Below are 23,161 nucleotides of genomic sequence, written 5' to 3'. Positions count from 1 at the left end.
TGGGGCATGGCTATTCTCCGTTTTTATTTGAAAAAATAAATGGGTACCGGATCAATAGCACATGCCCCCCCTTTTATCCCCCCCAAAGGGGGGAAAGGATACAAGGCATGCGGCGTTCCTGCTGTTTGGGCTGCTCACCACCTGACTATATATGTCGATTGGGGATGATTGTCTGGAAAAGCCAGATGGCAGGTTATTCTACCTGCCTATTTTCAAGAAGGGATACATGGGGTTTATCTCTGATGGTAGCGTAAGTTGACTTTTATTCTCTCTTCTCAGGTAGTAGAGAGAGACTCCTTATATATAGGTGTGGATGGGGTTTATATCGTTGCTGTTACGCGAAAATCGGTGTTATACTATTCATTTTTGCCAAATGCCGGAATCGTTATGATTTAGAATTTTAATGCTTTGTAATGGAAAAAGAATTGAACCGAAACACAAGCATATACAAGTTCCTAAAATTACACCGACATTTCCTAAATTTTGGTATTTAGCAAGATAGATTGAGAGAGGTATATTCAAAACCATTCCTATGATACTGATGATCACCTGCAGTCTAATTTTTCCTATTCCGTTTATAAAATAAACAAAAAGATTATTCCAAGTACTAAGTATCGCATATAGTGCCATAATCATTGATAAAAGATAATATATTTGAATTCTTTCTCCGACCCAAAACTGATAAAATCGATTAGAGTTTATCAATAAGCAAATAATTAAAATAAATAATAGGCTCCAGAAAACGAGGAGTTTCTTTATAGATTTTTTTATCCATTCATAATCTTGAATAATATATGCTTCAGTACAAGCTGACCAAAAAGGAGTAACAACAATAGTAAACAATACAATAGGAAGACTAAAATATCTTAAGGCAAGATTGTAAGATGTTACATCAACGGGTCCTAATATTTTTATAATTATTAAGTTGTCCGTTGAAAAAATTACTAAATATGCAACTTGAATAATAAAAAATTGACCCCCTATCCTTGCTAAAGATTTTATCTTTTTGAAGTCAATAAGTCCAAATTCAGGTTTGATTTTCGACAATCTTCCAGAATAAAGAAAATATGACGAAAGTGACAATATGAGAATTGGTGCGCTACAATAAGCAATACTTAAATAAATTAGATTTCCTTTAGTCATTTTCGTTAATATAAAGATTGCAACCAGTGCTACAATATTTGATGAAAGATTAAATAAATTATTTAAAGCAGGCACTTGTTTTGCTGCTAAGACTATTTCTATAACATTCAATATAAATCTTATAGAGAAAAGAACAAATATAATTCTTATAACAGTTTGGATCTCTTTTGCATCCTCATTACTAATGCTTAATAGGCTTACCCAATCAAAAAAAAAAGTCGACTGTAAAAAACACAACTGAGACGCTTGTTATAATTATAAAAAGAATAAAATAGGTAGTACTTATATAAGTCTTTGAAAGTTCTAAATCATCATTTGCTAATGCTTCAGATAATTTATTGCGCAAACCGTTTCCTATGCCAATATCAAAAAATCCGACCCAAGCAATTATTGAATTTATTGTCAACCATATTCCATACTTATTAGCGTCTAAGTAGTCTAAAGTTATCGGAACCATTATAAAATATATACTTATACTGAAACCTTTAAAAAGGAACGACAAAATTACGTTAAAATTGACCCTATAAGATCTTATTTTGCTTCTTGATTGTCCTGATAAATGGGCGTTGAAATGATTATTTAAAATAGTCAAAATATTTTTCATATAAATATTTGATTACGTGTTATTTATCCTGTTACTTTTTAGTCACGAACCTCCGGCAAAGCCGGAGGATTGAATTGTGAACCGCTCAAAGCGGTATTTTAGACCATTAACCGCCTGAAGGCGGTATAGGATCTACATAAACAGCTTCAGTTGGTCAATCCGAATCCGCCGGCCTTCCTGTTGTTGGTGTTTGATACCGTTACGGTCGACTGTTGATACACATACACTTGTGCCTATCTGTGGTGATTCTCCCTACAAAATTGGAGGGGGGGTACCAAATAGAATTACTCATAAAGCCTCTTGTCTGAAAAAATTTGAACGGTTCACATGACTGAAGGCTTTCGTTCAATCCCGGAATTGTCAAACTTTATGAGTCCCCCGGCAAAGCGGGGGGTTACCTTTGTTATAATAATTATATTTTTTCAATTCTTTTTGTATCAATATTGTAAACAGGCAGTCCTTTAATTTTTAACAATCGATCATTTCCGCTTAAATAGCTTAGTTTTCCATTTTTATCTCTGCACTCCCTTACTTTTGAGGCTACGAAACCTTTCTCCAGTGAAATTGGCTTAACATATTCATTTAACATTTCATCACGAATGAAATAAGCATTATTTCCAGCGCTATTGCAACCGATAAAAGAATACCCTTTTTGTCTTGATAAATCGTATAAAGCACTCAATGAAGATCCAAAATACAAATTACTAAAATGCGCTTTTTCTCTCACAAATTTTTTTTTCGTATGGAATAGTGATTTTCCGATCTATTCCAAAAAGACTATTGTATTCTAAGATTACGACAATTGGATTTATTGTATTAATTGCTCTCCATATCCAATAATCATTTCCATCTAAATCAATATGAAGAATACCGATATCAGCATTAAATTTTACGGATGCAATTAATTCATTTATGTTCTCCGCAGTAATAAAATCATTTATCGCAGTAAGCTCATGTTTCCAAAAATATTCGGATTTCTTTATCCGTTGGATATTACTATTTGAAGAATCAATAACAAGCCCGGACCAGTTGTTATTCATTAAAAGGAATCTTGTATTTGATTCTTGATAATCCTCAACTCCAAATTCAATAAATGTCTCATTTGGAATCTGTAATTTATTTATTAGCCATTGAATAATACCATCATCACCAAACTGAGAAAAAACCTTAAATTCAACATCGCTCAATGAATCAATATTATCTATTATTTTTAAATAGTTCACAAAAAGTTTACCAATCAATAACGTTTGTATTTCTAAATTACGCTGATGCTTTTTAATACTATTATAACTCATTATCAGGTTGTTAATTGCCCTTCTAATATTCACAAATTATTCCTCGACAAAACCATTTAAAAAATTTGACAATCCGTTTAATACAGAACTATATACATTTATAGTATAGGCGATCGTTAACCAAAATAACGAGCAAATACTATTACTTTTTATTTGTAAATATACTGAAAATACAATCACCGACCACCCGCAGAGCGGGTGGTTTGATGAAGCCCCCTCGAAGGGGGCTGAAAACCATGCTTTCTCTCGCCCGCTTCGCTCGAGGACACAAAGACGCAGAGATTATTTGATTTCTGAGAAGAAAATCAAATAAAGGGCTGCGGCACGGATCCGTTTTTGGTCTTTTGGGCGAAAGCCCACACAATGGGTTGTTCCTCTCTGCGGCTCTGCGAGATATTTTTGTCGGATGGCGGGCCGAAGGGATCTTATCATTCAGCATTGGACGGTCGATGCATAAGAGCCATTGCATTGTTTAAAGGCTCGCCGGAACGGTCCGAACTTTTTCGGGTCGCTCGGGCAAAGCCCGAGGTTTAATTAATTGCAATTGTTTCATCCTACCCCATATTTATTATCATTATTAGTGACTTCTTGAATCAATTTAGCTTCAAGCGCTAATAATTGTTTAGACCTACTTTTTATCCATTTAGCTGGACAACCGGCATAAATACACCAAGGCGCTATGCTAGTTGCAACGAGGGAAAGCGCACCCACAGAGGAACCTTCGCCTATGGAGATGTTCGGTAAAATCACTGCGCCGGATCCAATAATGACATGGCGGCCTATTCGCACCATACCTTTTTTCACCCCACTATATTTTTCTGGTACTGTTGGATTGGTAAGGTAGTTACCACTATAATCATCACTTTTACTATATATCCTTACACCCTGTGAAAGTCCACTAAAGTCTTCCATTTGAATTCCATCACCAGCAGACAAAAAGCTGTATGCGCCAATATGAATAAATGAACCAATACGACACCAACCATTATTGTCGGCAAGAATTGAGCAATAATCGTCAATTCGAACATTATTGCCTATTGAAATATTCTGCAGACCGATAATCGTGCAATTTTTAGCAATTTTGACATTCTGACCAATTGATTTAAATCCTGCGTTCTTAAGTTCATGTTCATCGTAGTACCCCTGGTCAAATGGGTTCATCGTTAGACCTCTAATCCTGCATAATTGTCTTAGAAATGAGTTTCCAAAAAATCATTTCTTAATCTGCACTGAAGAATGCACCGAGTTAGTTCTTTTTATCATCAGATTGATGTTTTTTAACTCTTTTGTTAGGGACTCTTCTTTCAAATCGCATCTGACAAACCTGCTCCGATACAAGTCCCATCATAAAAATAATAATTGAAGAAATATAAAGAAGAGCACTCATATTTGTGAATCGACCTTCAGTCATAAAGGAGTAAAAATAGCGCACACATCCCAACAAAAACATCGTAAAGCTGACAGGCAGAAATATTCTCAGTGGAGAATACAATGTACAAATACGAATGATGATCATTAAAAAGCGGACACCATCTTTGAAAATTCGGATACTGCTTTTTCCGGATTTGCGTTTGGATGCCTCAATCGGTAAATATTTTACGCTTTGACCATCTCTAAGGACACCCAACGTAATGGTCGTCGGATATGAATATGTATTGGGTAAAAGATAAATATAGCTTTTGGCAATAGGTGCTTTGACGGCCCTGAATCCTGACGTCAGATCCCTGACCGTAAATTTGGTCACATAGGAAGCCAGCCAGTTATAAATTTGATTGCCGATCGCACGGCCAAAAGTGGCCTGCCCCCCCTTGTTCGCGCCCCAACGACCATATCGTATTTTGGAAACAATTCAAGCATTCTTCCAATATCTCCGGGACGATGCTGACCATCGCCGTCCATGAATACGAGAATATCGCCTTTTGCCATGCGAATCCCTGTTTTCACGGCAGCTCCATTTCCTATATTGTAAGGGTGGGAAAAAACGGTTGCACCCGCTTTATCTGCCACTTGCACCGTATCGTCGGTGGAACCATCGTCAACGACAATCAATTCGAATCCAGGATATCTTTCCTTTATTTCAAGCAGGAGAGATCCAATACTATCGGCCTCATTATACACGGGAATAATGAGGCTGACTTCGGGGGACACTATCTTTTCCATCATAAAACCTTTTTATCGATTCCGTTGATCTCACTTTTTCGTTGCGTTCAATGCAAACAATCCATAGCCACCATGCTTGCCGATTTGAGTTGCACGTCTTTGGAAATAGGTTCTTAAAAGCGCTTCATTCTCATGGTCGAAAGTCCTTTTGATCCAGGATTGCGTCAGATCGAAGCGTACTAATAAATGCGTTATCCCCAAATTGCTTAGATTTGCACCAATTTGATCAATGGAATCGGCGTCGTTCACCGCTTTGGATAAAATTTTGGGATCCCAATAAATCTGTCGGTCAAAATAGTAAATACGGTCGCCGATAAATAAGCAAAGAATAATTGAATTTTCGTGGAGTTGGCTGTTAATATATCGAATAAGTTCATACTCCGGCCGGAACCGTGTAATATAGTCTTCACGGGAAACTTCTCCGGCAATATAAGGCTCAGGATCGATTTTTCGGTAAAGTGCGTGGACATACTGCGCATTCCAAGCGAGCATGGCAATAACAAATACTCTCGCAAATCCCATAAGAAGTGATGCCTTCCATTTTACTGCGTATGATTCTCCCAAACGTCGCAGGTTGGCAAGGGAATACATGCAAAGAACCACCAGGGGAGGTATGATGGGACCGATCCAGCGAATGCGCATATCGATTTTGAAAAACACGAACAACAGATAGGCAATGGCAAATAGTGACAAGATTTTGGATTCAAACCGGCGGCCGTTGCCTTGTTTTTTGCCGGCCCATATCAGTAGCAATGGTAAAATCAGTAGAAATGGATTTAATCGACCGTCAAAATGTTTGGGATTGTCATCGACGCCTTCAAAAAATACGCGAATGGGAATCAGGACGATTTGCCATAAAGGCTCTCCATAGACAGCTTTCCGAACAGAAAAATGAGTCCAACCGCTATTGGCATTCCGCTTCTTTTCTTTTTCAGACGCCTCGCCCCCTTCAGTCTCAGCCACATACTTTTCTTGTGTTTCGGTAGCGTTGGAAAAAACATTTTTGTATAATGGATAAATCGGGTTTCCCGTCATGTACAAGTTCTTTATCATCCACGGCGAAAACACCAAAAGAGAACCGATAGCAAACACGATGCCAAAACCCAACGCCTTGAACTGGTTGACGGGTTGCGTTCCATTTAATGCCTCATCGTTCGCCCTTCTTACATACAATACTGGCACAAAGCAGGATAAAAGAAGAAAAACGATCAAACCGTTATATTTGGTCCCCATGGCAAGTCCACAGGACAGGGCCGACAAGAGCAAGTATCGAATCCTGCAACCGTCTTCGACCCAACAGATCAAGGCGAACAGGGCGCTTGCCGAAAAGAAAATCAGGCCCAAATCGACGTATACCGCCGTAGACAATTTGACTATTACGGGGATCGAGAGAAAAAAGAGGGCACCCAGCAATCCATATACTCGATCCACGCGCCGTTTTACATGGGTATAGATCAGCAGGGCCGTTAACAGGGCAAAGGAGAAATGGATATATTTGGGAACAATGTCGTTTCCCCAATATAAGGGAACCATATATAGCAGATCAAGATTCATGGGGTAATAAGAGAACGGGATGCCCGGCAACTCCGTAAAAATGCCTTTCTCGATCCAAATTTTCGGAACCGCAAGGTGATGCGTCAACGCGTCACGACTGACCGGCGGCACAGACCCCATCAGGAAAATGGCACTGATGATGACGATCAAGAACAATACCAGAATGCATATTGTGGTTTTTCTGTTCCAGCGCATAAAACTGTTCGAATCTCATTTTATGTTAAAAATACGCTGCAGCACCTCAGAGGGGATGTTGCCCTGATAAACGTTCCCTTCAATCAAAAATCCCGGCGTTCCCTCCAATCCCAATTCACCACCCTTTTTTAAATCCATGGCAAGACGTTGATATACCTGTTTATTTTCTAATGCCCAAACCAATTCCCTCTGATCGATGCCGGTCTTTTCGGCAACCTGCTGCAAATTGAAATTCTTTTTGCTGGCTGCCATGCCGAAAAGCAGATCGTTCATCAGCCAGAATTTATCCTTGGCTGAAGCATAAATTGCCAGCAGCGCCATCTTACCCGATCCTACATGAAGGTTTGTCTTAAGTCCGGGGTTGACTGTGTAGTCCATGGGAAAGTGCCGGTGGATCAGCCTCGCTCTGTCTGGATACTGCTCGATCAACCGGCGCAGAAAGTAGTGCATCTTGCGGCATTGAAAACACTGGTAGTCGGCGAATTCGGTGATGGTGACCTCAGCTTCCGTTGAGCCGAAATATGGATGACCAGCCTCATCAATCCCCTTTTCGACCTGATTCGTTTCATGGGCAGGCACCAACTCCCAATATTCCGGAAACCATAGAATTACCATGGCCGCCACTACGATTGGCATAACCACCGCAAGCGCAAACCGCATTCTATTTCTGGTTAGATAGTGCCAATCGGCTATTATGGCAATCATCCAGGAAGTTGAATCAAAACGTCGCCGAATGATCCATACCGAAAAAAGCAGGCCGAGGTTTACGCCATAGGAAACGACACACATGATGCAGTAACTGTGGATCCAGTAGGTGGAGATCAGCGCCAGGACGATGCTATAAAGACAAAACAAAACAGCGATAATCTGCAAAGAAGCCCACAACCTCTTGTGTTCAGCCTGTTTTTGACCGGCGAAGAAACCGATTATGATAAAACAAGCATAGCCCAGTACTCCCCAAACTGGCACCGGGACTCCAATCAATGTTGAATAAGGGCTCTGGGAAACCGTATCACAGTTGACGGCCTTGGAAATGGCACAAAAGCTTTGATATGCCGTATCCGTATAGACACGATAGTGGGAAATCGAAAGATAGATCGCGTCAAGCAACCCGATCAGCGCTAAACCGACCACTAAACAATAATAGACGCTATAAGGTAGCCGGTTTGCTTTACTGCGGTCGCCCAACGTCAGTTCTGACCAATTCGTTGAAAAGCTCTTGCCCATAATATCTTCTCTGGATGACGATTGATCGTTGATTGCGCGGTATTGATTTAGTGCCATGCGATGTACCAAAACATTAGCGATTTGTCTCTTGATTTTTTGGAATGAGTAGTGGGGGAATTAGAAGCCGCATTGGAGAATACCCTATCATGGCTGCTGGTTTAACAAAGGTACCGCATCTTGATGAATACGGTTTTCAATCCGTTTTAAATCCCGTATAGCCGATTCGATCACGTGGCGTGAAAAAGGCGGAAGGATTTCCTTCTGCGTTTTGAAGGCATTATCGACAGCATCGACGGAAAACGCATTGATGGTTCTTATCAGGTAACCCAAGGCCATTGAACGGTTTCCGGCTTCAATCTGATTCTCAATGAGAAAGAGATAGGGCCAGACATTATTGTGGTCGCGTTGAATCGCCCTCTTGAAAAACCAGTCGGCCTGAGAGTAATGGCCCAGCATTTTCATCGCTGCTCCGATATTTAGCAGCACTTTGGATTCGTAAGGAGCAATGCGCAATGCTTTTTGTAAGAAAACCAATGCATCTTGAGGGGATTCCAGCCACAGCAAAATAAAGCCGGCCGTATTGAGATAGCGGAAACGGTCAGGCGCTTTTTCGATCAGGTGTCGAGTTATTTCATATGCTTGCGTATATGCTCCCATCTTGATCATACAGAAGGCTTTATCGGCCCTGACCTTCAGATTGCCAGGATCTGCATCGATGGCTTTATCAAAATAGCCCATCGCTTTGATATATTCACCTTTTTTACTGTAAACATTGGCAATATTGCCGTAAATATCCGCATCCACCAAGGTGCGTGATTTGTTACCGGATAATGAACGCTGAAACAATTCGATTGCCTTGTTCATCTGTTGGGCAGTGGCATGCGGTGCCCATGCCAGACGAATGGCCAGGGTATTCAAGGCTCTGGCGCTGTTGGGCGCTTTGGTCAGGGCGTCCAGCCACAGCGTATCATTGGTCTGCCACGTCCTGTTTCGGATATAAGTGCCGGTTCCAAGACTCAAAACGACAAGGGCGACCAAAGCCTTGGCCGCAGTCAATCTGGATTTATGCCCTCGTGATTGAATCCTTGCCAGCCAACTCTGGATTCCTATTGCAAGGGGTAGAAAAAGGAAAACATCCGGAAGATAGTTACGATGTTCGAATGTTAGCTCCAACCCGATAACAGAGGATTCCACCAGATGGTTCAAGAAAAAGAAAAGAACCCCAAAGGCAACCGCAGGAAATTTTCTGATACCGGCCAAAGCCGCCCCGATCATTGCTACGATGCCCATGGCTGCCGGCAGTGTGGTCCAAGGTGAAAACAGCGAGGTCGAAACCACGACATCGTGCTCAATGGAAAGCCGTCCGGGCAGAGGGAGTGCCAATTGGGAGAGGTAAAGCCAAAGGATCCGGGCCTCGGTAAAAAGACGCTGCAATGGCGTGTAGGAACGGGTTGAATAGCCTTTCAGGAAAAATAGATAATCTCCACCCATAAACAGATAGATGCCCAGTATATAGACCAGCGAAGCGACGCCGCAGGTTGCCAAAACCAGATAGCGTGTCTTTATCTTCAATGGGCCCTGCTGAAAAAAGCAGACTTCCACCAGCATCAATGACACCGGTAGCATGGCTGCATTTTCCTTGGACATCACACCCAAGACACCGCAAAATCCACAGCCGGCCAAATAAAGCCAGCGCTCTTTTTGGGTCCGGCTCAAGCGCCCCTTCACATACCACAGCATGCCTGTCAAATAGAAAAGGGCCGCCAATTGCGCCATTCGCTGGACGATATAAGTTACGGCTTGGGTTTGCAGGGGATGCACGGCCCAGAGCAGAGCACAAAGCAAAGCCACACTTTGGAAAGTATGGTGTTCATAACGACATACCAGGGCGGGAGTCTGAAACAATTGCAGGACAACCAGGTAAATGACAATTGCTGTCAGTCCGTGAATGACGATATTGACCAGATGGTATCCCCACGGGTTATTTTGGCCGAAGTACCAGTTCAAGGCAAATGTCAAACAGGGAATGGGTCGGTAATAGGTACCGGAATGACCGGGTTTGGCGAAAAAGGCCTGCCAGAGGGTCCGGGGCATGAGGTTGTCGATATGCAGCGGCCGGTTATTGACGATATTGGGGATATCGTCCATGTGCCAGGAGGCGTCGAACGTGTTGGAATAGACAACCAATACAAACCACAAAAGAATCAGAGAGCAGAGTGGTGGTGTCAGTTTGAATCTATCATCGCGGTTGCTCATGAATGCATTCAACGAAGGAAAAATAAAGATAGAAAGGGGAACGACGTTCCCCCTTCTGTTGTGTTGTTTTTATCGAATCTGCAGCAGGATTAGCAGGCCTTTGAGAGGTTATTGCAGGGAGATAAATTTGTAATACATATTGTTGGTCGCATCCCAGCCATCTCGTTTATCAGTGCCGCTGAACGCCTGGGCTGTCATGTAATCGTCAGGGCATCTAGCGCTTCCATCCACTACCGTGATGGTGATGTTTTCGTTGGGGTCGCCACCCGCAATGGCTCCATGATTGGCAGTACCCAAGCCCTCCCTGGTAAAATTATAGGAAAGATCGCTAATCATTGGTGTATTGACGTGGGTGGGGATGGCGAAATAATCGGCGATAGCGGCTGCGATTCCGCCGGCATCGCTTTCGGCCGCCGAGCAGAAACTCTTGTTACGATAAGCAATGAAGTTGGGAATGGCAATGGCCGCCAGGATACCGATGATGGCAATAACGATCATCAATTCGATCAGGGTGAAGCCTTTGTTGTCCATCTTTCTCATTTTACTAAGCATTAAAAAACCCTCCTAGAATGAATGTTGGTAAAACAAACCGGTTAATCAAAACGCCTTAGAACTTCTTCCCTCCTTTTTTCGTTTGTTAGCTATTTAGCATCTATTGTACCAATCTTAACAGCTGTCCTCTATTTTTTTAATTATCTGTTTTGTTTTGTTTTTTCTTTATTGGAGATCATCCAGGGAGAGAAAATTACAGGCTATCACTCTCCCTCGGGTCAATTTTTGTTAGGATGTGCCGTAAATTGTCATGATCGAATTCGGGGAACTGGCTGTTCAATAAAAGTACGTCTGGATAGCCTTATCGCACCCGTGTTCGAAATATTTAGTTTTTTTATGAAAAGGAACGTAATGAAGAGCGTTGAGATGCAGTTGAGATGTTATCCGTCGATTCGCAAGGCTGTTTTGATACCTTATTTAATTAACACTGAGTTTGTCAATCCTGTACCGGAAAGAACGAAGGCTGAGACCAAGCAATTCCGCGGCCTTATTTTTATTTCCTTGAGCGCATGCCATGGCCTTTTCGATATAGGCCCGTTCAATTTCCTCAAGTATGGCATCCAAGGAAACACCTTGGGCAACCTCATCAATATCGAATCGCCGGTTACGAACACCTTCAATCCAGCGTTTCTTGTGGATCGACATGGCAAGGCTGTCCGGCAGCAGAATATTCGTGTTTGATAAGGCGACACTCCTTTCTATGAGATTCTCCAATTCACGGATATTTCCAGGAAAATCATATTTCTTTAAAAGGTCAATGGCATAAGATGAAAATTTAGTAACCTGCTTGCCCAATTCGCGGGAATACTTTTCTAGAAAATGCTGCGCCAGGGATAGTAGATCTCCTTTTCGTTCCCTTAGAGGCGGGATTTTAATTTCGATGACATTCAATCGATAAAACAGATCTTCACGAAAATTGCCGGCGATGACTTCATCCTCTAATTTTTTATTTGTGGCGGAGACGATTCGAATATCCACAGAAATGTCCCGTGTTCCGCCCACAGGCCTGAAAATCCGTTCCTGAACGGCTCGTAACAATTTGACCTGCATGGAAATACTTAATTCGGCAACTTCATCAAGAAACAGGGTCCCTTTATGGGCAATTTCCATCAATCCCTGTTTATCCGCGGTTGCTCCGGTAAAAGCACCTTTACGATGGCCAAAAAACTCGCTTTCCAGGAGATTTTCTGGAATGCCACCACAATTGATGGTCACAAAAGGCGCATTTGCACGGTCGCTCTGCTCGTGAATGGCCTTAGCAATCAGCTCCTTTCCAGTGCCACTTTCGCCCGTAATCATGACGCTTGTCTTTGTTCGGGCAACCTGCCGGATCATTTCGTAAATATGAAGCATGCGTGGGCTGTTTCCCACGATTTTTCCAAAATGGATACTTTCCTTCAGCTCATTGTCTAAGGCATGTTTTTCTTTTTCCAGGGTCTTACGTTCCAATGCGTTAGCAATGGTCTGAAGCAGTTCCTTGTTCTCGAAGGGTTTGGGAACATAATCAAAGGCGCCTGATTCATGGCCTCGACAGCGGTCTCAGTTGTCGCAAAAGCTGAAATCATGATTACCGTGACATGCGGATTTTTCTTTTTTGATGCTTTCAGGACTTCCAAACCCGTCAGGTCCCCCAAACGGATATCACAAAGCAAAAGGTCATATCCTTCAGTCTCAATTTTTGAAATAGCTTCTTTTCCGTTGGCCGCACAGATAACGGTGTATCCTTGCTTTTCGAGCATAAATTCAAGCAACTCGCGCATGCTCAACTCATCATCGACCACAAGAATCCGGTAAGGTCGTTCAGGCATCAGGTACTCCAGAGAAACGGATTGACAGATCATTCAAGAAGGTGCCCCAAACGCCCCCAGCGAACACCAAAATCTTCCTTATCCCAAGACCAGTAAATAATGAAAGCTTTCCCTCTCACAGCAACGATGTCCACAAATCCCCAGAAACGGCTGTCATACGAATAGTCACGATTATCACCCATAACAAAAAGTTTTCCTGGGGGGACTTTGATCGGACCAAAGTTATCCCGATTTTGCAATTGAGCCGGGTAGACTTTGGGATCTTTAAAAATAGCATGCGGATTGTGATTCTGAACGCCGTTAACAAAAAGTTTTTTATTTCTTATCGCCACAACGTCTCCGGGGACGCCGATAACGCGTTTGATAAAATCTTTGCTGGGATCTTCAGGGAATTTAAATACGATAATATCCCCACGCTTTGGGTTTTCAATGGGAATAAGCGTTTTCCCGATAAACGGGGCCTTGATACCATAAATGAATTTATTGACTAGAATATGGTCACCTATCAATAAGGTATCTTTCATTGATCCGGAAGGGATCTTAAAAGCTTGAACGACAAAAGTACGGATGAATAAGGCTAGAATGACCGCAACAACAATCGCCTCGATATTTTCACGCAAGGCTCCCTTTTTTTTAGGAGCCGCATCCACGTCTTCATTTTTTTTCAAAATCGGGATCAACCTTTCAGATTTAATTTAGTAACAGAAACTATCAAGTTAGCATTAAAATTGCCCCTTGCATCAAGATATTTGTAATCGCGCCAGCAATGATATCATCCATCATGATCCCCATTCCACCAGGAATTTTTCTGTCAACCCATCGAATTGGAAAAGGTTTTTTTATATCAAAAATTCGAAACAATAGAAACCCACCAAATACGTTTACGGGGGTAAACGGAATCCCACATAAAGCAACAGCCATGCCGCAAATTTCATCAATAACCACCTGTTTAGGGTCATTTTCCCCGATAATTTTTTCCGCAAGGTGTGAAATCCAGATAGAGACGGCAATCAGCAGAACAATAGTAAGGATGGCCACCGGGTAGTCCACATGAGCAAGCAATAGGCACAAAGGCAATGCGGCAAGAGAGCCAAACGTTCCGGGCGCAATAGGTGCGAAGCCAATCAAACCACCTGTGGCTAAAAAGACTATTAAATTTTTCCAGAATCTATTCATTTTTCTCAATCATAAAAACATTGACAAAAAATAGAATCGCCTTCATAAAAGAGCCAATTTAACGGAAGTGCGCAGCTTACTGGTGAGGCTCCCGGACTTCAAATCCGGTGTGGGGCGCTAATACCGTCCCGGGTGGGTTCGATTCCCATGCACTTCCGCCAAATTATCAACCAAATCAAAAAGTTGATTTCAAAATAATGCCACAATAGGGTAACATCGACAAGGTTCCTTTCTTGGTTTTCTCTTTTTAAACGAGTATATGTAATACAATTCTCTCCCGTTTTCCAGCCAATACGATAACCCGCATAGGGTAAGCGCATGCCTTGGTATACAATGTGCCTTACTATACGGCTATTCCGTTCACTCTGCAGCTCAACCGCGCCATTTCCCATGCCCGATTGACAGTAAGCGTCACAGCCCCCCAATCGGCCTCCACTTTCCCTTCCAATAGGTACCGGTCCAGCATAAGGCAGAAACGCCGGTAGGTCACGGGGAAAAATGTGGTGTCCACGATACCGGTATCATTTTCGAAGGCAAGAAACTGCATAGGATCGCCCTGGTGGGTGCGAACGACCTTGCCGGTCAAAAGCCAAGCGGTCAGGCATACTTGTCGGCCCACCCGGCGTGCCAGCTGGTCGGCCTTGATGGTGTTCCGGGAAGCAATGCTTCACGGAACAGGGTGGTGGGATGCCGGCTGCAGAGGAAGCCTGGCAGGGCTTTCCATGTAAAAGCAGCCCATGGTTTATCCCTGAGCGATGGCCCGGCGTGTGGCCGGATCGTCCTCGGGCGTCCAGTGCCGCTCGTAAAAGCGGCTATTATGCGACAGGAAAAATACGCTGAAAGCTTAAAGGCTCAGCCAAAATTGGCTAAGCCCTTGGTTTTTATTGGTGCCCGGGGCCGGAATCGAACCGGCACGAAACTAAGTTTCGAGATTTTAAGTCTAAAAAGAACGTTTTCCACCTTACTCCATTTCGCTTCACTCATCAGAGATAACGACATTGACTTTATTGATTTTTTTGGATATTTATTTTTCATTTTTCTTCATAATGAAAAAGAATGTTTCTTCCAAAAAGGTGGGGCAGGAGTGGGGCAAAAATTTACGACTTCGCATCCAGGGGTCAGATATAGAAAGCACGCCACCAGAAAAAACGGTGTTCAATACGACCGTTGTTTTTTCATCCGGCATAAGGTGGATGGTCGCACCGTAGAAGAATCAGTCGGTTGGGGTTCCGAAGGCTGGACGGCTGCCGACGCATACGACTTACGGGCGGAGCTTCAGCGGAACAAAAAAACCGGCCAGGGACCGCGCACATTGGCCGAAAAACGCGAGCTTGAAGATAAGGCGCGGAAACGGGAAGAAGCTCGACAACAGGCTGATGCACTTACCCTCGACGATTATTGGCCCACCTTCTACGACCATGCCAAATTGACAAAAAAGAAAAATAGCTATGAAAAAGAGGCCAGTCACTTCAAACTTTGGTTGTCCCCTACCCTTGGCAATACGCCTATTCGTGAAATCGATCTTGCGAAATGGGATTTATTGGTTTCCACACTGAACAACGCCAAAAAATCAAAACGGTACATCGAATATATAACCGGCACCCTTCGCCGACTGTTGAAACATGCTTACCACCGTGGGCTTGTGGATAATCCACCACCGACCGGTAAACGTATCGGGGCGACCGGACCGGGCAACAGCAACCGGCGCCTTCGGGTAATCTCACCGGATGAAGCCGACGCCATTTTAAAGGAGCTCCGGCGCATCGATGCCAACGCTTGGTGGATCACTCGCTTTGCTTTCTTGACCGGTTGCCGAGCGTCCGAAGCCTTCAATATGAGATGGCGGGACGTTGACCAGGGCCGTGGTGTTTTGGTGTTCCCTGAAACCAAAAACCGCGATGCCCGAACCATCCAGATTGTTCCGGCCATCATCGCCCTCTTTGACGAACTGCCCGAGGGTGAACTCGAAGAGCGCGTTTTCTTGAAAAAAGGTGGCAGCCCATTCAAGGAGGCACCCACCAACTTCAGGACCGCAGTTGAAAATTTGAAGCTGAACAACGGACGAACGAAGCGGGACAGGATCACCTTTCATTCCATACGGCACACCGTCGCCACCCAACTGGCGAAAACGTTGAATCCCGCCGACCTGATGGACGTTATGGGCTGGCGAACGGTTCAGATGGCTATGAGATATGTGCACTCAAATGAAGACTCAAAAACGGCCGCCCTGAATGGTCTCCATGAGGCCATGAAACCAAGGCTGAACGCCAACGGGAAGGTGATCCCCATCAAGCGGATCAAGTAATTGTACAGTGGCGGGATTTGCTCCTGTCAGACCAGGTATGTATCAAGATAAATATTGAATAATGATGCCGTATCAAGTTAAATTAAGCTACCGCTACAAAATAGCGTCCTACTTTTTCCTTTATTTTCTTATAGTTGCAATAATGTCCGATAACATTCATTATGTTAAATAGCAACGTCAAAGGCACTCTAACAATTTGTTTTTATATTCAATACAACATTAATTGCTCTATTTAAAATGTGTCTCAATGGTAGTATAAAACTATCATTATTATGGTCTTTTGCGCATTTATGAAAGTGTCTCACTAATTTTCGTCGCCGGAAACGTAAATCGCTCAAGGCATGCCAGGCAACAGCAAGAAACTCGCCGCTCAAGTTCGGATCCGGATCAGCCGATACAGTCACCACTGAGAGGCACTGTCCCCCATAGACCAGATCCGCTTCCATTGACCAGCCCTGCACCGCCAGTTGGGGCAAGCCCTTTCCCCTGGGGTTTGCCCATTTTCCCCAAATCTATTCTCAGCCCCAAGTCCTTGACCGTCTGGACATGGTGCATAGACGGCCGGTCGATGGTTGATTCCGTGCCAAAGCAGGCCGCCCTGGATCCGGCAACGACAGAATCAGCGATGCGGTCAGGTAATCGTTTTGATGGTTTGCAGTGGTGTCGGGATTGGGTGCTGCCACGTCGACGCATTGAGTCAATCCGTCTCCGGGAACAAAATATCCCCATACCGATCGTCTGCATCCTCAAGCAAACGGTCGATGACACCGCCGACCGGCAAGCCCCAAGCCTTTCCAAGTGCCCTCAGCTTCCATGACGAATGGCTATTCACATACCCATCAATCCTCCTACCATCTTGCTGCTTGCGGTTCCGGTAGGCCTTCCGGCGGGCGGCACCATCGGGGTGTTTCCTCGGGCGCCCTGGTCCTTTCGGTTTTGTTTGTTTTTCGGGCATGGTGTGATCCTCTTTTTATTTTGTCTCCGGCGACGATACATTGTCCCGACTGATCGGTCAAGGATTCTCGGCCCGGGAATGCAAACGGCCACCCAGTTGCACAGGTGGCCGCATTGGTGAATTGCGTGGGTCACAGCCACTCTCTATAACCGTCCGGAATTACCCAAGGGAGTCAAGCTGTTTGCGACTCGCTCCGCATGTCATCAAGCATTTTGAGCGCTTGTTGAACACCGCCAAGGGACACGTTGAGACGGAATGAGTAATCTTCGTGACCAGGGAAGCGGATGTCAACGCCACCTTGGGCGATGCAGTCGTTAAGAGCCCGTTCTGTCCATCGCAGTGATTTTTCCATTCCGGCGAACAGATCGGGATCATCTTTTAATTTTTGATTGAGTGCCGCTGACTCGGGTGCACCCATCACCATTTGCGCCGCCAAGCAGATTCCTTCTACCAATTCGTTCTTAAGCTGTGGTGTCATTGACTTCTCCTTATTCCAGTGGCTGCCTGCGAGATTAATTGGTCAGCACTGGGGACCATCTGCATGGACTTGCCCATTGCGATCTGTTCAAGGCGGTCAAAGGCAGATACAAATTCTTTTTTGATCCGTAATGCTTCGGCGCCATCAAACCCCATCACCAAAATCATCCATGCGCCACGGTCCATCTCGAACACCATCGGTGGCACATTGAGGCAGCCTCGGGTTTTATCAGGGGCCGCCGATAATCATTCCCAACGCCGTTGAGCAAGCCACCGGTGATAATTGAACTCAGACGATTCCGGCTTTTTCGGCGGCCGTGGTTTTGGCCGCGGGGGATCGTCATAATCCAGCGGGTCCCTGACCACGATCGGAGGTTCGGGATCGGGTTTCATGCTTGCCCAATCGATGTAAATTCTGTTGAATTCATTCATGATAATAATCCTTTTTTGACCTTTCCCTTAAACTTTCAACTTCTTCCGTGATCGTGAATAGATGGGCTCGCACATTTTTAATGCCTGCCCGTGCCATATCTGCGATCATATACCACCCGCGTTCGGTGGTACCGGATTCCATGGCATCCAGCACGAACCCGTCCAATGCCTGCAATTGGCTTGCTGCTTCGTTTACACGATCTTTGTACAGCTCGATTATTTCGGTTGAGGATGGATTACTCATCGGCTGTCCCCTTTCCGTCAATGGCGTCCTGGATCAGATTACCAAGCGCCGATCCGCCAACTATACTAAGCCCCTGTAGGCGGCTCCGGGCTACGATCATACCCTCCGGACCATGGCAAGGATGGCTATCAGCTGGGCCTCGGTGGGGTTCTCCGGCCGGGTCTCAGCGACATCGATGACGGATCCGAGCATGTCATAGGCCCCGGCGCCTTCGATCATGGCGCTGCTGAGACGGGATATGGTGTCATCTGCATGTGCTGTCACTAGTCACCTCTCATTCTGATGTGGTTAAAGTTATTGCCATGGCAATATCAAAGTCACATGTGCCCCGTCATATGTCAATAGTTTTTTTAATAACTTCAAATAGTTATATAAAGTTTACTTCATTTCTTTATTACTTCATTTTGACACTAAACATGAGAAAAACGGTGAGGCGAGCCCGTACTATCCCGCCCCACCGGATGGGGGTTAATCTTGATTGTGGCACCGGGACATGTCTTCAGGGTCGTCGGGGTCGGTGATCTCAACTTCGGTCTGCAGCAGCGATAGAGCCTCGGTAATGCCGCCAAGCAGCATGGCGACCATGACGTGCAGCTGCCTGCGACTTGGGTCTCCAGGCAAGCTCTCAATGAGGTGGTTCAACATCTCAAGTGTTTCGCAGGCTTCAATGATGCCAATACTGTTGTCTACGGGGTCTATCATTTTGATTACCTTTCGTATGGTTATGGTTTGCAACTAATTATAAATACTAACTATTTTCCGTGGCTGACATTCTCAGCCAACTCTTTAACATCGTCTAATTTCATCTTGTTGGCGTTGGCAAACGATTTGATGGCCGCATCCCGTGTCATCTTGTCTCGGTAAATGGACACCGCCATGTATTCCCCAAGCTGGGCGAGGGCCTTGTCACGGGCCTCACGGTCTCCCCGTGACTTTTCTTGTTTTGCAATCGATTTATACGTATCGCGCTCAAGCGCAGCCTTCCGCAGTTCGTCCATTTTCCTTTTGACCCCCTCCTCCTTGAGTTTTTTGCCGAATGCGGCCTTCCCATCCAAAAAGGCCCGGAAGGCCTTTTGGGCCTGCGCCTTGTCCACGCCCCGCATCGCCGCACTCGACTTGGCCGCCGTCTCCAGCTCACCCCGGGTGAGATACCGGTTGACCCCGCCACGGTCGTCACCGAACCCGATCCGCTCAGCTTCTTTCTTCAGTTCGAGCATTATCAACCTTCGCGTGGCAGGACCGCGCAGGGTTGCCAGGACCTTGAGGACGTGTTTGCAGCAGGCACCGGTCAATTTCGGGTTCCGGATTTTGGGGTATGCACGTTCCAATGGGCTCACGGCAAATCCGCCGATGGTGGCCACGTACCGATACCAGTATTGGTGCCGGCCGCAGTCGCAATCGAACGAGATACGACCGTCAAGTATGTTCTTTGCTGCACGGGGCAACTTGATGGAACTGTCGTCGAGCTGCTCATCCCACTCATCAAGGCGGATTTTGACCTGGTGGTGTGTGTGTTTGCTGTCCGGGCCGGAGCTGACCCGGAAGTGTAGGAGCATGCCGTTATTGGAGTTAAAAACTCGATAAAGGATGGCGCTACGGATCTCTTTTTTGCTGCGATCAATGTCTACAGTACGTGACGCCGCAATCAGTTGGTCAACGCGGACGCCTTTTTTCGAAGCGCCGTATTCTTTCCGGCGTTTACGGGCCTGTTCATCGAATTTTTTGAGATCCTCGACAGTGAAGGGCGTCCCATCGGGCTTGATGCCATAGATAAGATCAAGGGGGGCGCCCGAGGCAAGGTGGCGCCGCCTCGTTGCGGGGGTCAACGTCCCGTATGCATCTCTCCGTTTCTCTGCTTTGGCCCTGCGGATCTTATTAAAGACTTTCTCGAAAGCCTTAAATTCGGACTGTGTTTTTTGATTGATAGTCATATTTTGTCCATCGCCATCAACGTCAGCATGGTGTCGTCAAACTGGGTTGGGATATTCGGCCCGTTTGAGACCGACGGCTCACGGAGAACGGAGGGTACAGTTTTGTTGTCAATTATGGGGTCTCGGTATTTTTGGGGATTTGAGCCCCTTGATGTTCGTTGATAGTAAGTGGAGCAACGGAAATCGTTATCTTGATTAAACTGTCGCCCGCAGGGGCTTTGACGGTAATGGTAACGCCCCCATATGAGCTTTTTTTTGACCGAACCGTTTTTGGAACATTTAGCTCATTTTGGTCGGGTACCGCCGGTTCGTTGCCGGTACCCGTTTTTGTTTCGGTTCAGCTTCTCGTTTGACCGCCATCAGCTTCTTTTTAAAGTACGATAATGACACGGTTTTCCCGATTTCCTTTGACCGCATATTACAATAATTGGCTTGGGTAACTTTTTGGCCCTGGGCTTTCAAGGTTAGCCATGTCCTACATTCGTTCGCGTAGTTGATTTTGTTGGAGACCATTTATCTTTTTCCTGGTTGGGGGCCGGACCCGCATCCGGAACCGGCCCGTTTTTAAATTCGTTCTCATCAAACCGCGCGATACAGGTTTTGCAGGCGTTTGTAATTTTCAATTCTCGATCGAACGTATTGAACGTATCCCGGATAGGGACTGACAAGCTCGGGGGCTGCCCCATCTTGAGCAGGCGCAAGTAGCCTGAACATAGTCTCGGGCTGGTCATCTGCCATAACCGGTCGGGTCGCGATGCAAACGGCGGATATCCTCCGTTTGCCCAGATCAATGATGCCAAGTGCATGAATGTTGGCGATCAGCACCCGGCAACGAGAATGAACCCACCTGGCAAAGTCTCGATCGGCGATTATGGTTACCGCAGCTTCTGGGCGGATTTGGCGTAGAGCGGCCCTGATGCTTTCAGGCCGGTGGTGGGTCGTCTCCGAGATGCAAATCACAAACCCGTCATCGAGTTTATTGGCGATGCACTCCGCAACCTGTCTGGCATGTTGAGCGTCAACAACGAGATTGTCATGGTTCAGCATTTTTTCTCCTTCAGTTAAGTGGCCGGTCAATCAGTTGGCCAGCCGGCGGATGGAATTACAATCTATGCAATTTCGGGTGAGTATGGCTTAAATCCCTCAGACCAAATTTGTCACGATGGATTATCCGTATTTGGAGTAGCCAATCATCGATGTTTGAGTCTTCCTGGCACAAAAGACGGACACGTCTACCTCTTCTTGCGTTTATCCCTCCGGCGTTCAACGACGGCCCTGTGGCCGTAATCCGTTGTAGGCCTAAGCGGAGGTGGCACTGGTGCAATCTGGTTGCGCAAAGCCTTCTCCCGGCGGCTCAACTTCCGCGGCCCACGGTTGCGCAACGCCTCCATGTAGTCCTCGTAATGTGTTGGTCGGGGCGGTTCTTTTTTTCGCCGGGGGGCCTGTGGCTCAGCCAAGCCCGTGGCCTGTTGCAGGCGATTGATCTGTGCTTCTAATTTTTTAATTTTGTCCATCAAAATTTGGCTCATTTTGCTGTCCTTTACCCGTATGTCTTGTCGATGTCAGATCGATTGAGCATCTGTTTTGTTTCAACCTGCAGATTAACTTCGCAACGGATGAGATACCCGTCCTTGGTTTTTTCCTTATCGAGCGGCATGGTCATACCGGTGATCACGCAGGGGCCATACAGGGCGTTGCGGCCGACGTTGATCCATACCCTTCCAGGGACCCGGCCGACGTGCAGATCCCCGTCACTCCCCACTTCGAATGGCAGGCTCGCGTTCACGTTGGGCGAAAGCATCTTCTCCAATTCGCGGCACGGATCCATGACCTCTGCCTTGGCGTCGGACAGGGCGTAAAATTTCATCACCAAATTGAATTGGTGCGGTTGGTTTCCTTCCCAAATCTGGGCAGACGACAATAGCGTCTTGGATGTCCGTCCGGTTTCTTCTTGGACCAGGCCGCCTATCTTCTGGAATGTCCCGCCGATCGTGTCCTCTTCAAACGGGCTGTTCCAGTTGACCTGGATCTCCTTGGTCGTGCCCTCACCGATGGCGCCGACCACGCAGGTGTTGCCTTGCATAACCCAGCATTTGAGGTAAGGGGATAGGTTCTTGTCGGCGTTGCCACTATTTTGATGCCTTTTTGGTTCCATGCGAATGCCATGTTGCGGATCCTTTCAAAACGGGATGTCATCACTCTCGGGCTGGCTGTAGTACTCAGTCAGATCTTCGCCCTCCGGTGTTCGGTGGGTGGCCTTAGCCGGAGGTTTCGATGTTGCCTTTTTTTTCGACCGTTCAAAGTGCCCCTGTGCCTGTAGGTCGGCCAACACCAGCTTGCGGACGTGATCCATTTCCGGGGCGGTCAGGTGCATCAACTCGTAGTATTTGACTTCGCCATCCTGCTCACCCTGTCGTTGCGGGAAAGCGATCCATTGACCGCCGTTCGTGCTTATGAGGCGGCAGCCGCGGATTGTCAGGCCGTGGTATCGCAGGTCGAAAAATCCTTGGATGGAGCCACGGTCGAAAGGCCTGAAATTCATTGCGGCAACGGTCATCTGTTGTCCTCATCCATGAGCACCGGTCGCCCGTGTCCGTCACGCGTCCATCGTCCCGCCGGGCAGCGGTCCATATCGATAACAGCAAGACAAGCTCGGTCGCACCACAACTTCTTGATCCCATCATGCTGCCGGCGCTGAACGTGCTCGCAATCGAGATTGAAACATCTTGTCGTCATTGGCAGTTGCTCCCGCCGTCCTGTTGTGAACCCGCACACATCGACGAACGGGCATCCACCGTTGGGCAGGGGCAGCAACCTTTCCCGGATTAGCCGCCGAAAGGGCATGGG

25 protein-coding genes and 1 tRNA gene are annotated in these 23,161 nt (G+C 45.9%); 2 read left to right on the top strand and 24 right to left on the bottom strand.

Features of this window, described 5'->3' with window-relative positions; all coding sequences use genetic code 11:
• Nucleotides 1–360: 360 nt before the first annotated feature.
• The 14 genes from JCM12296_RS03695 to JCM12296_RS03650 form a co-directional block, all read right to left on the bottom strand.
• Nucleotides 361–1,254, bottom strand: coding sequence for a lipopolysaccharide biosynthesis protein (locus JCM12296_RS03695; RefSeq protein WP_157067353.1), 894 nt, complete (start codon nt 1,252–1,254; stop codon nt 361–363).
• Between the two features lie 905 nt (nt 1,255–2,159).
• Complete coding sequence (locus tag JCM12296_RS41320) at nt 2,160–2,474, bottom strand: hypothetical protein (protein WP_218187956.1); 315 nt, start codon at nt 2,472–2,474, stop codon at nt 2,160–2,162.
• Nucleotides 2,452–3,075 carry a hypothetical protein gene (locus JCM12296_RS41315; RefSeq protein ID WP_218187955.1) on the bottom strand — a complete coding sequence of 208 codons (624 nt, stop codon included), beginning with the start codon at nt 3,073–3,075 and terminating at the stop codon, nt 2,452–2,454. Before JCM12296_RS41315 ends, JCM12296_RS41320 begins: the two co-directional genes overlap by 23 nt.
• A 516-nt stretch (nt 3,076–3,591) precedes the next feature.
• The gene (locus JCM12296_RS35845) at nt 3,592–4,203 is read right to left on the bottom strand and encodes an acyltransferase (RefSeq protein WP_083455793.1); all 612 of its coding nucleotides are present in this window, start codon (nt 4,201–4,203) and stop codon (nt 3,592–3,594) included.
• 85 nt (nt 4,204–4,288) lie between these two features.
• Complete coding sequence (locus JCM12296_RS43380; RefSeq protein WP_246803956.1) at nt 4,289–4,786, bottom strand: hypothetical protein; 498 nt, start codon at nt 4,784–4,786, stop codon at nt 4,289–4,291.
• A complete protein-coding gene (locus tag JCM12296_RS43375) occupies nt 4,783–5,190 on the bottom strand; it encodes a glycosyltransferase family 2 protein (RefSeq protein WP_246803955.1) in 408 nt (135 codons plus the stop codon). Before JCM12296_RS43375 ends, JCM12296_RS43380 begins: the two co-directional genes overlap by 4 nt.
• 42 nt (nt 5,191–5,232) lie before the next feature.
• Nucleotides 5,233–6,906, bottom strand: coding sequence for an ArnT family glycosyltransferase (locus JCM12296_RS03680; protein ID WP_172683759.1), 1,674 nt, complete (start codon nt 6,904–6,906; stop codon nt 5,233–5,235).
• A 60-nt stretch (nt 6,907–6,966) separates the two neighbouring features.
• The gene (locus JCM12296_RS03675; protein WP_083455792.1) at nt 6,967–8,235 is read right to left on the bottom strand and encodes a vitamin K epoxide reductase/DsbA family protein; all 1,269 of its coding nucleotides are present in this window, start codon (nt 8,233–8,235) and stop codon (nt 6,967–6,969) included.
• Nucleotides 8,236–8,322: 87 nt separating this feature from the next.
• A complete protein-coding gene (locus tag JCM12296_RS03670; RefSeq protein ID WP_054689987.1) occupies nt 8,323–10,434 on the bottom strand; it encodes a tetratricopeptide repeat protein in 2,112 nt (703 codons plus the stop codon).
• A 108-nt stretch (nt 10,435–10,542) separates the two neighbouring features.
• Nucleotides 10,543–10,986: a type II secretion system protein gene (locus tag JCM12296_RS48835; protein ID WP_083455791.1), complete on the bottom strand. Its 444-nt coding sequence runs from the start codon at nt 10,984–10,986 to the stop codon at nt 10,543–10,545.
• A 417-nt stretch (nt 10,987–11,403) separates the two neighbouring features.
• Complete coding sequence (locus JCM12296_RS03660; protein ID WP_306303942.1) at nt 11,404–12,435, bottom strand: sigma-54 interaction domain-containing protein; 1,032 nt, start codon at nt 12,433–12,435, stop codon at nt 11,404–11,406.
• The gene (locus tag JCM12296_RS48830) at nt 12,396–12,794 is read right to left on the bottom strand and encodes a response regulator (RefSeq protein WP_306303941.1); all 399 of its coding nucleotides are present in this window, start codon (nt 12,792–12,794) and stop codon (nt 12,396–12,398) included. The genes JCM12296_RS03660 and JCM12296_RS48830 overlap by 40 nt, the downstream gene beginning before the upstream one ends.
• 29 nt (nt 12,795–12,823) lie before the next feature.
• Nucleotides 12,824–13,462 carry a signal peptidase I gene (gene lepB / locus JCM12296_RS03655; RefSeq protein WP_246803954.1) on the bottom strand — a complete coding sequence of 213 codons (639 nt, stop codon included), beginning with the start codon at nt 13,460–13,462 and terminating at the stop codon, nt 12,824–12,826.
• Between the two features lie 43 nt (nt 13,463–13,505).
• On the bottom strand, nt 13,506–13,970 hold the full coding sequence (locus JCM12296_RS03650) for a phosphatidylglycerophosphatase A family protein (protein WP_054689981.1): 465 nt from the start codon (nt 13,968–13,970) through the stop codon (nt 13,506–13,508).
• A 63-nt stretch (nt 13,971–14,033) separates the two neighbouring features.
• Here JCM12296_RS03650 and JCM12296_RS03645 point away from each other — a divergent pair.
• Both JCM12296_RS03645 and JCM12296_RS03635 read left to right on the top strand, forming a co-directional pair.
• Nucleotides 14,034–14,131 (top strand) — tRNA-Sec (locus tag JCM12296_RS03645).
• A 398-nt stretch (nt 14,132–14,529) separates the two neighbouring features.
• Nucleotides 14,530–16,275 carry a tyrosine-type recombinase/integrase gene (locus tag JCM12296_RS03635; protein ID WP_157067352.1) on the top strand — a complete coding sequence of 582 codons (1,746 nt, stop codon included), beginning with the start codon at nt 14,530–14,532 and terminating at the stop codon, nt 16,273–16,275.
• Between the two features lie 697 nt (nt 16,276–16,972).
• Here JCM12296_RS03635 and JCM12296_RS03630 read toward each other — a convergent pair.
• From JCM12296_RS03630 to JCM12296_RS03575, 10 genes are all read right to left on the bottom strand, one after another.
• A complete protein-coding gene (locus JCM12296_RS03630; protein WP_054689972.1) occupies nt 16,973–17,230 on the bottom strand; it encodes a hypothetical protein in 258 nt (85 codons plus the stop codon).
• A 172-nt stretch (nt 17,231–17,402) separates the two neighbouring features.
• A complete protein-coding gene (locus JCM12296_RS03625; RefSeq protein WP_054689968.1) occupies nt 17,403–17,708 on the bottom strand; it encodes a hypothetical protein in 306 nt (101 codons plus the stop codon).
• Nucleotides 17,705–17,905 carry a Rha family transcriptional regulator gene (locus JCM12296_RS03620; RefSeq protein WP_054689965.1) on the bottom strand — a complete coding sequence of 67 codons (201 nt, stop codon included), beginning with the start codon at nt 17,903–17,905 and terminating at the stop codon, nt 17,705–17,707. The genes JCM12296_RS03625 and JCM12296_RS03620 overlap by 4 nt, the downstream gene beginning before the upstream one ends.
• Before the next feature lie 226 nt (nt 17,906–18,131).
• On the bottom strand, nt 18,132–18,383 hold the full coding sequence (locus JCM12296_RS03610; RefSeq protein WP_054689957.1) for a hypothetical protein: 252 nt from the start codon (nt 18,381–18,383) through the stop codon (nt 18,132–18,134).
• A gap of 96 nt (nt 18,384–18,479) precedes the next feature.
• Entirely contained in the window at nt 18,480–18,647 is a 168-nt protein-coding gene (locus tag JCM12296_RS37820) for a hypothetical protein (protein WP_157067350.1), read from the bottom strand.
• Nucleotides 18,648–18,851: 204 nt separating this feature from the next.
• Complete coding sequence (locus tag JCM12296_RS03605; RefSeq protein WP_157067349.1) at nt 18,852–19,085, bottom strand: hypothetical protein; 234 nt, start codon at nt 19,083–19,085, stop codon at nt 18,852–18,854.
• Between the two features lie 50 nt (nt 19,086–19,135).
• Nucleotides 19,136–20,209, bottom strand: coding sequence for a hypothetical protein (locus JCM12296_RS03600; RefSeq protein ID WP_157067348.1), 1,074 nt, complete (start codon nt 20,207–20,209; stop codon nt 19,136–19,138).
• Between the two features lie 684 nt (nt 20,210–20,893).
• A complete protein-coding gene (locus JCM12296_RS03590) occupies nt 20,894–21,361 on the bottom strand; it encodes a hypothetical protein (RefSeq protein WP_054689942.1) in 468 nt (155 codons plus the stop codon).
• A gap of 493 nt (nt 21,362–21,854) precedes the next feature.
• Entirely contained in the window at nt 21,855–22,469 is a 615-nt protein-coding gene (locus tag JCM12296_RS03580) for a hypothetical protein (RefSeq protein WP_157067347.1), read from the bottom strand.
• Between the two features lie 24 nt (nt 22,470–22,493).
• The gene (locus tag JCM12296_RS03575; RefSeq protein WP_054689936.1) at nt 22,494–22,871 is read right to left on the bottom strand and encodes a hypothetical protein; all 378 of its coding nucleotides are present in this window, start codon (nt 22,869–22,871) and stop codon (nt 22,494–22,496) included.
• Nucleotides 22,872–23,161 lie beyond the last annotated feature (290 nt).

The sequence above is a fragment of the Desulfosarcina cetonica JCM 12296 genome (assembly GCF_001311845.1).
GTDB lineage: Bacteria > Desulfobacterota > Desulfobacteria > Desulfobacterales > Desulfosarcinaceae > Desulfosarcina > Desulfosarcina cetonica.
The sequence above is the reverse complement of the archived record's forward strand: the minus strand, read 5'-3'. Positions and strand labels throughout refer to the sequence as shown.

Coding starts and splice junctions, on each gene's coding strand:
- JCM12296_RS35845 (WP_083455793.1), bottom strand. CDS start 4,203: ATGAACCCATTTGACCAGGGGTACTACGATGAACATGAACTTAAGAAC.
- JCM12296_RS03675 (WP_083455792.1), bottom strand. CDS start 8,235: ATGGCACTAAATCAATACCGCGCAATCAACGATCAATCGTCATCCAGA.
- JCM12296_RS03670 (WP_054689987.1), bottom strand. CDS start 10,434: ATGAGCAACCGCGATGATAGATTCAAACTGACACCACCACTCTGCTCT.
- JCM12296_RS48835 (WP_083455791.1), bottom strand. CDS start 10,986: ATGCTTAGTAAAATGAGAAAGATGGACAACAAAGGCTTCACCCTGATC.
- JCM12296_RS48830 (WP_306303941.1), bottom strand. CDS start 12,794: ATGCCTGAACGACCTTACCGGATTCTTGTGGTCGATGATGAGTTGAGC.
- JCM12296_RS03650 (WP_054689981.1), bottom strand. CDS start 13,970: ATGAATAGATTCTGGAAAAATTTAATAGTCTTTTTAGCCACAGGTGGT.
- JCM12296_RS03630 (WP_054689972.1), bottom strand. CDS start 17,230: ATGCCCGAAAAACAAACAAAACCGAAAGGACCAGGGCGCCCGAGGAAA.
- JCM12296_RS03625 (WP_054689968.1), bottom strand. CDS start 17,708: ATGACACCACAGCTTAAGAACGAATTGGTAGAAGGAATCTGCTTGGCG.
- JCM12296_RS03620 (WP_054689965.1), bottom strand. CDS start 17,905: ATGGTGTTCGAGATGGACCGTGGCGCATGGATGATTTTGGTGATGGGG.
- JCM12296_RS03610 (WP_054689957.1), bottom strand. CDS start 18,383: ATGAGTAATCCATCCTCAACCGAAATAATCGAGCTGTACAAAGATCGT.
- JCM12296_RS03605 (WP_157067349.1), bottom strand. CDS start 19,085: ATGATAGACCCCGTAGACAACAGTATTGGCATCATTGAAGCCTGCGAA.
- JCM12296_RS03590 (WP_054689942.1), bottom strand. CDS start 21,361: ATGCTGAACCATGACAATCTCGTTGTTGACGCTCAACATGCCAGACAG.
- JCM12296_RS03580 (WP_157067347.1), bottom strand. CDS start 22,469: ATGGAACCAAAAAGGCATCAAAATAGTGGCAACGCCGACAAGAACCTA.
- JCM12296_RS03575 (WP_054689936.1), bottom strand. CDS start 22,871: ATGACCGTTGCCGCAATGAATTTCAGGCCTTTCGACCGTGGCTCCATC.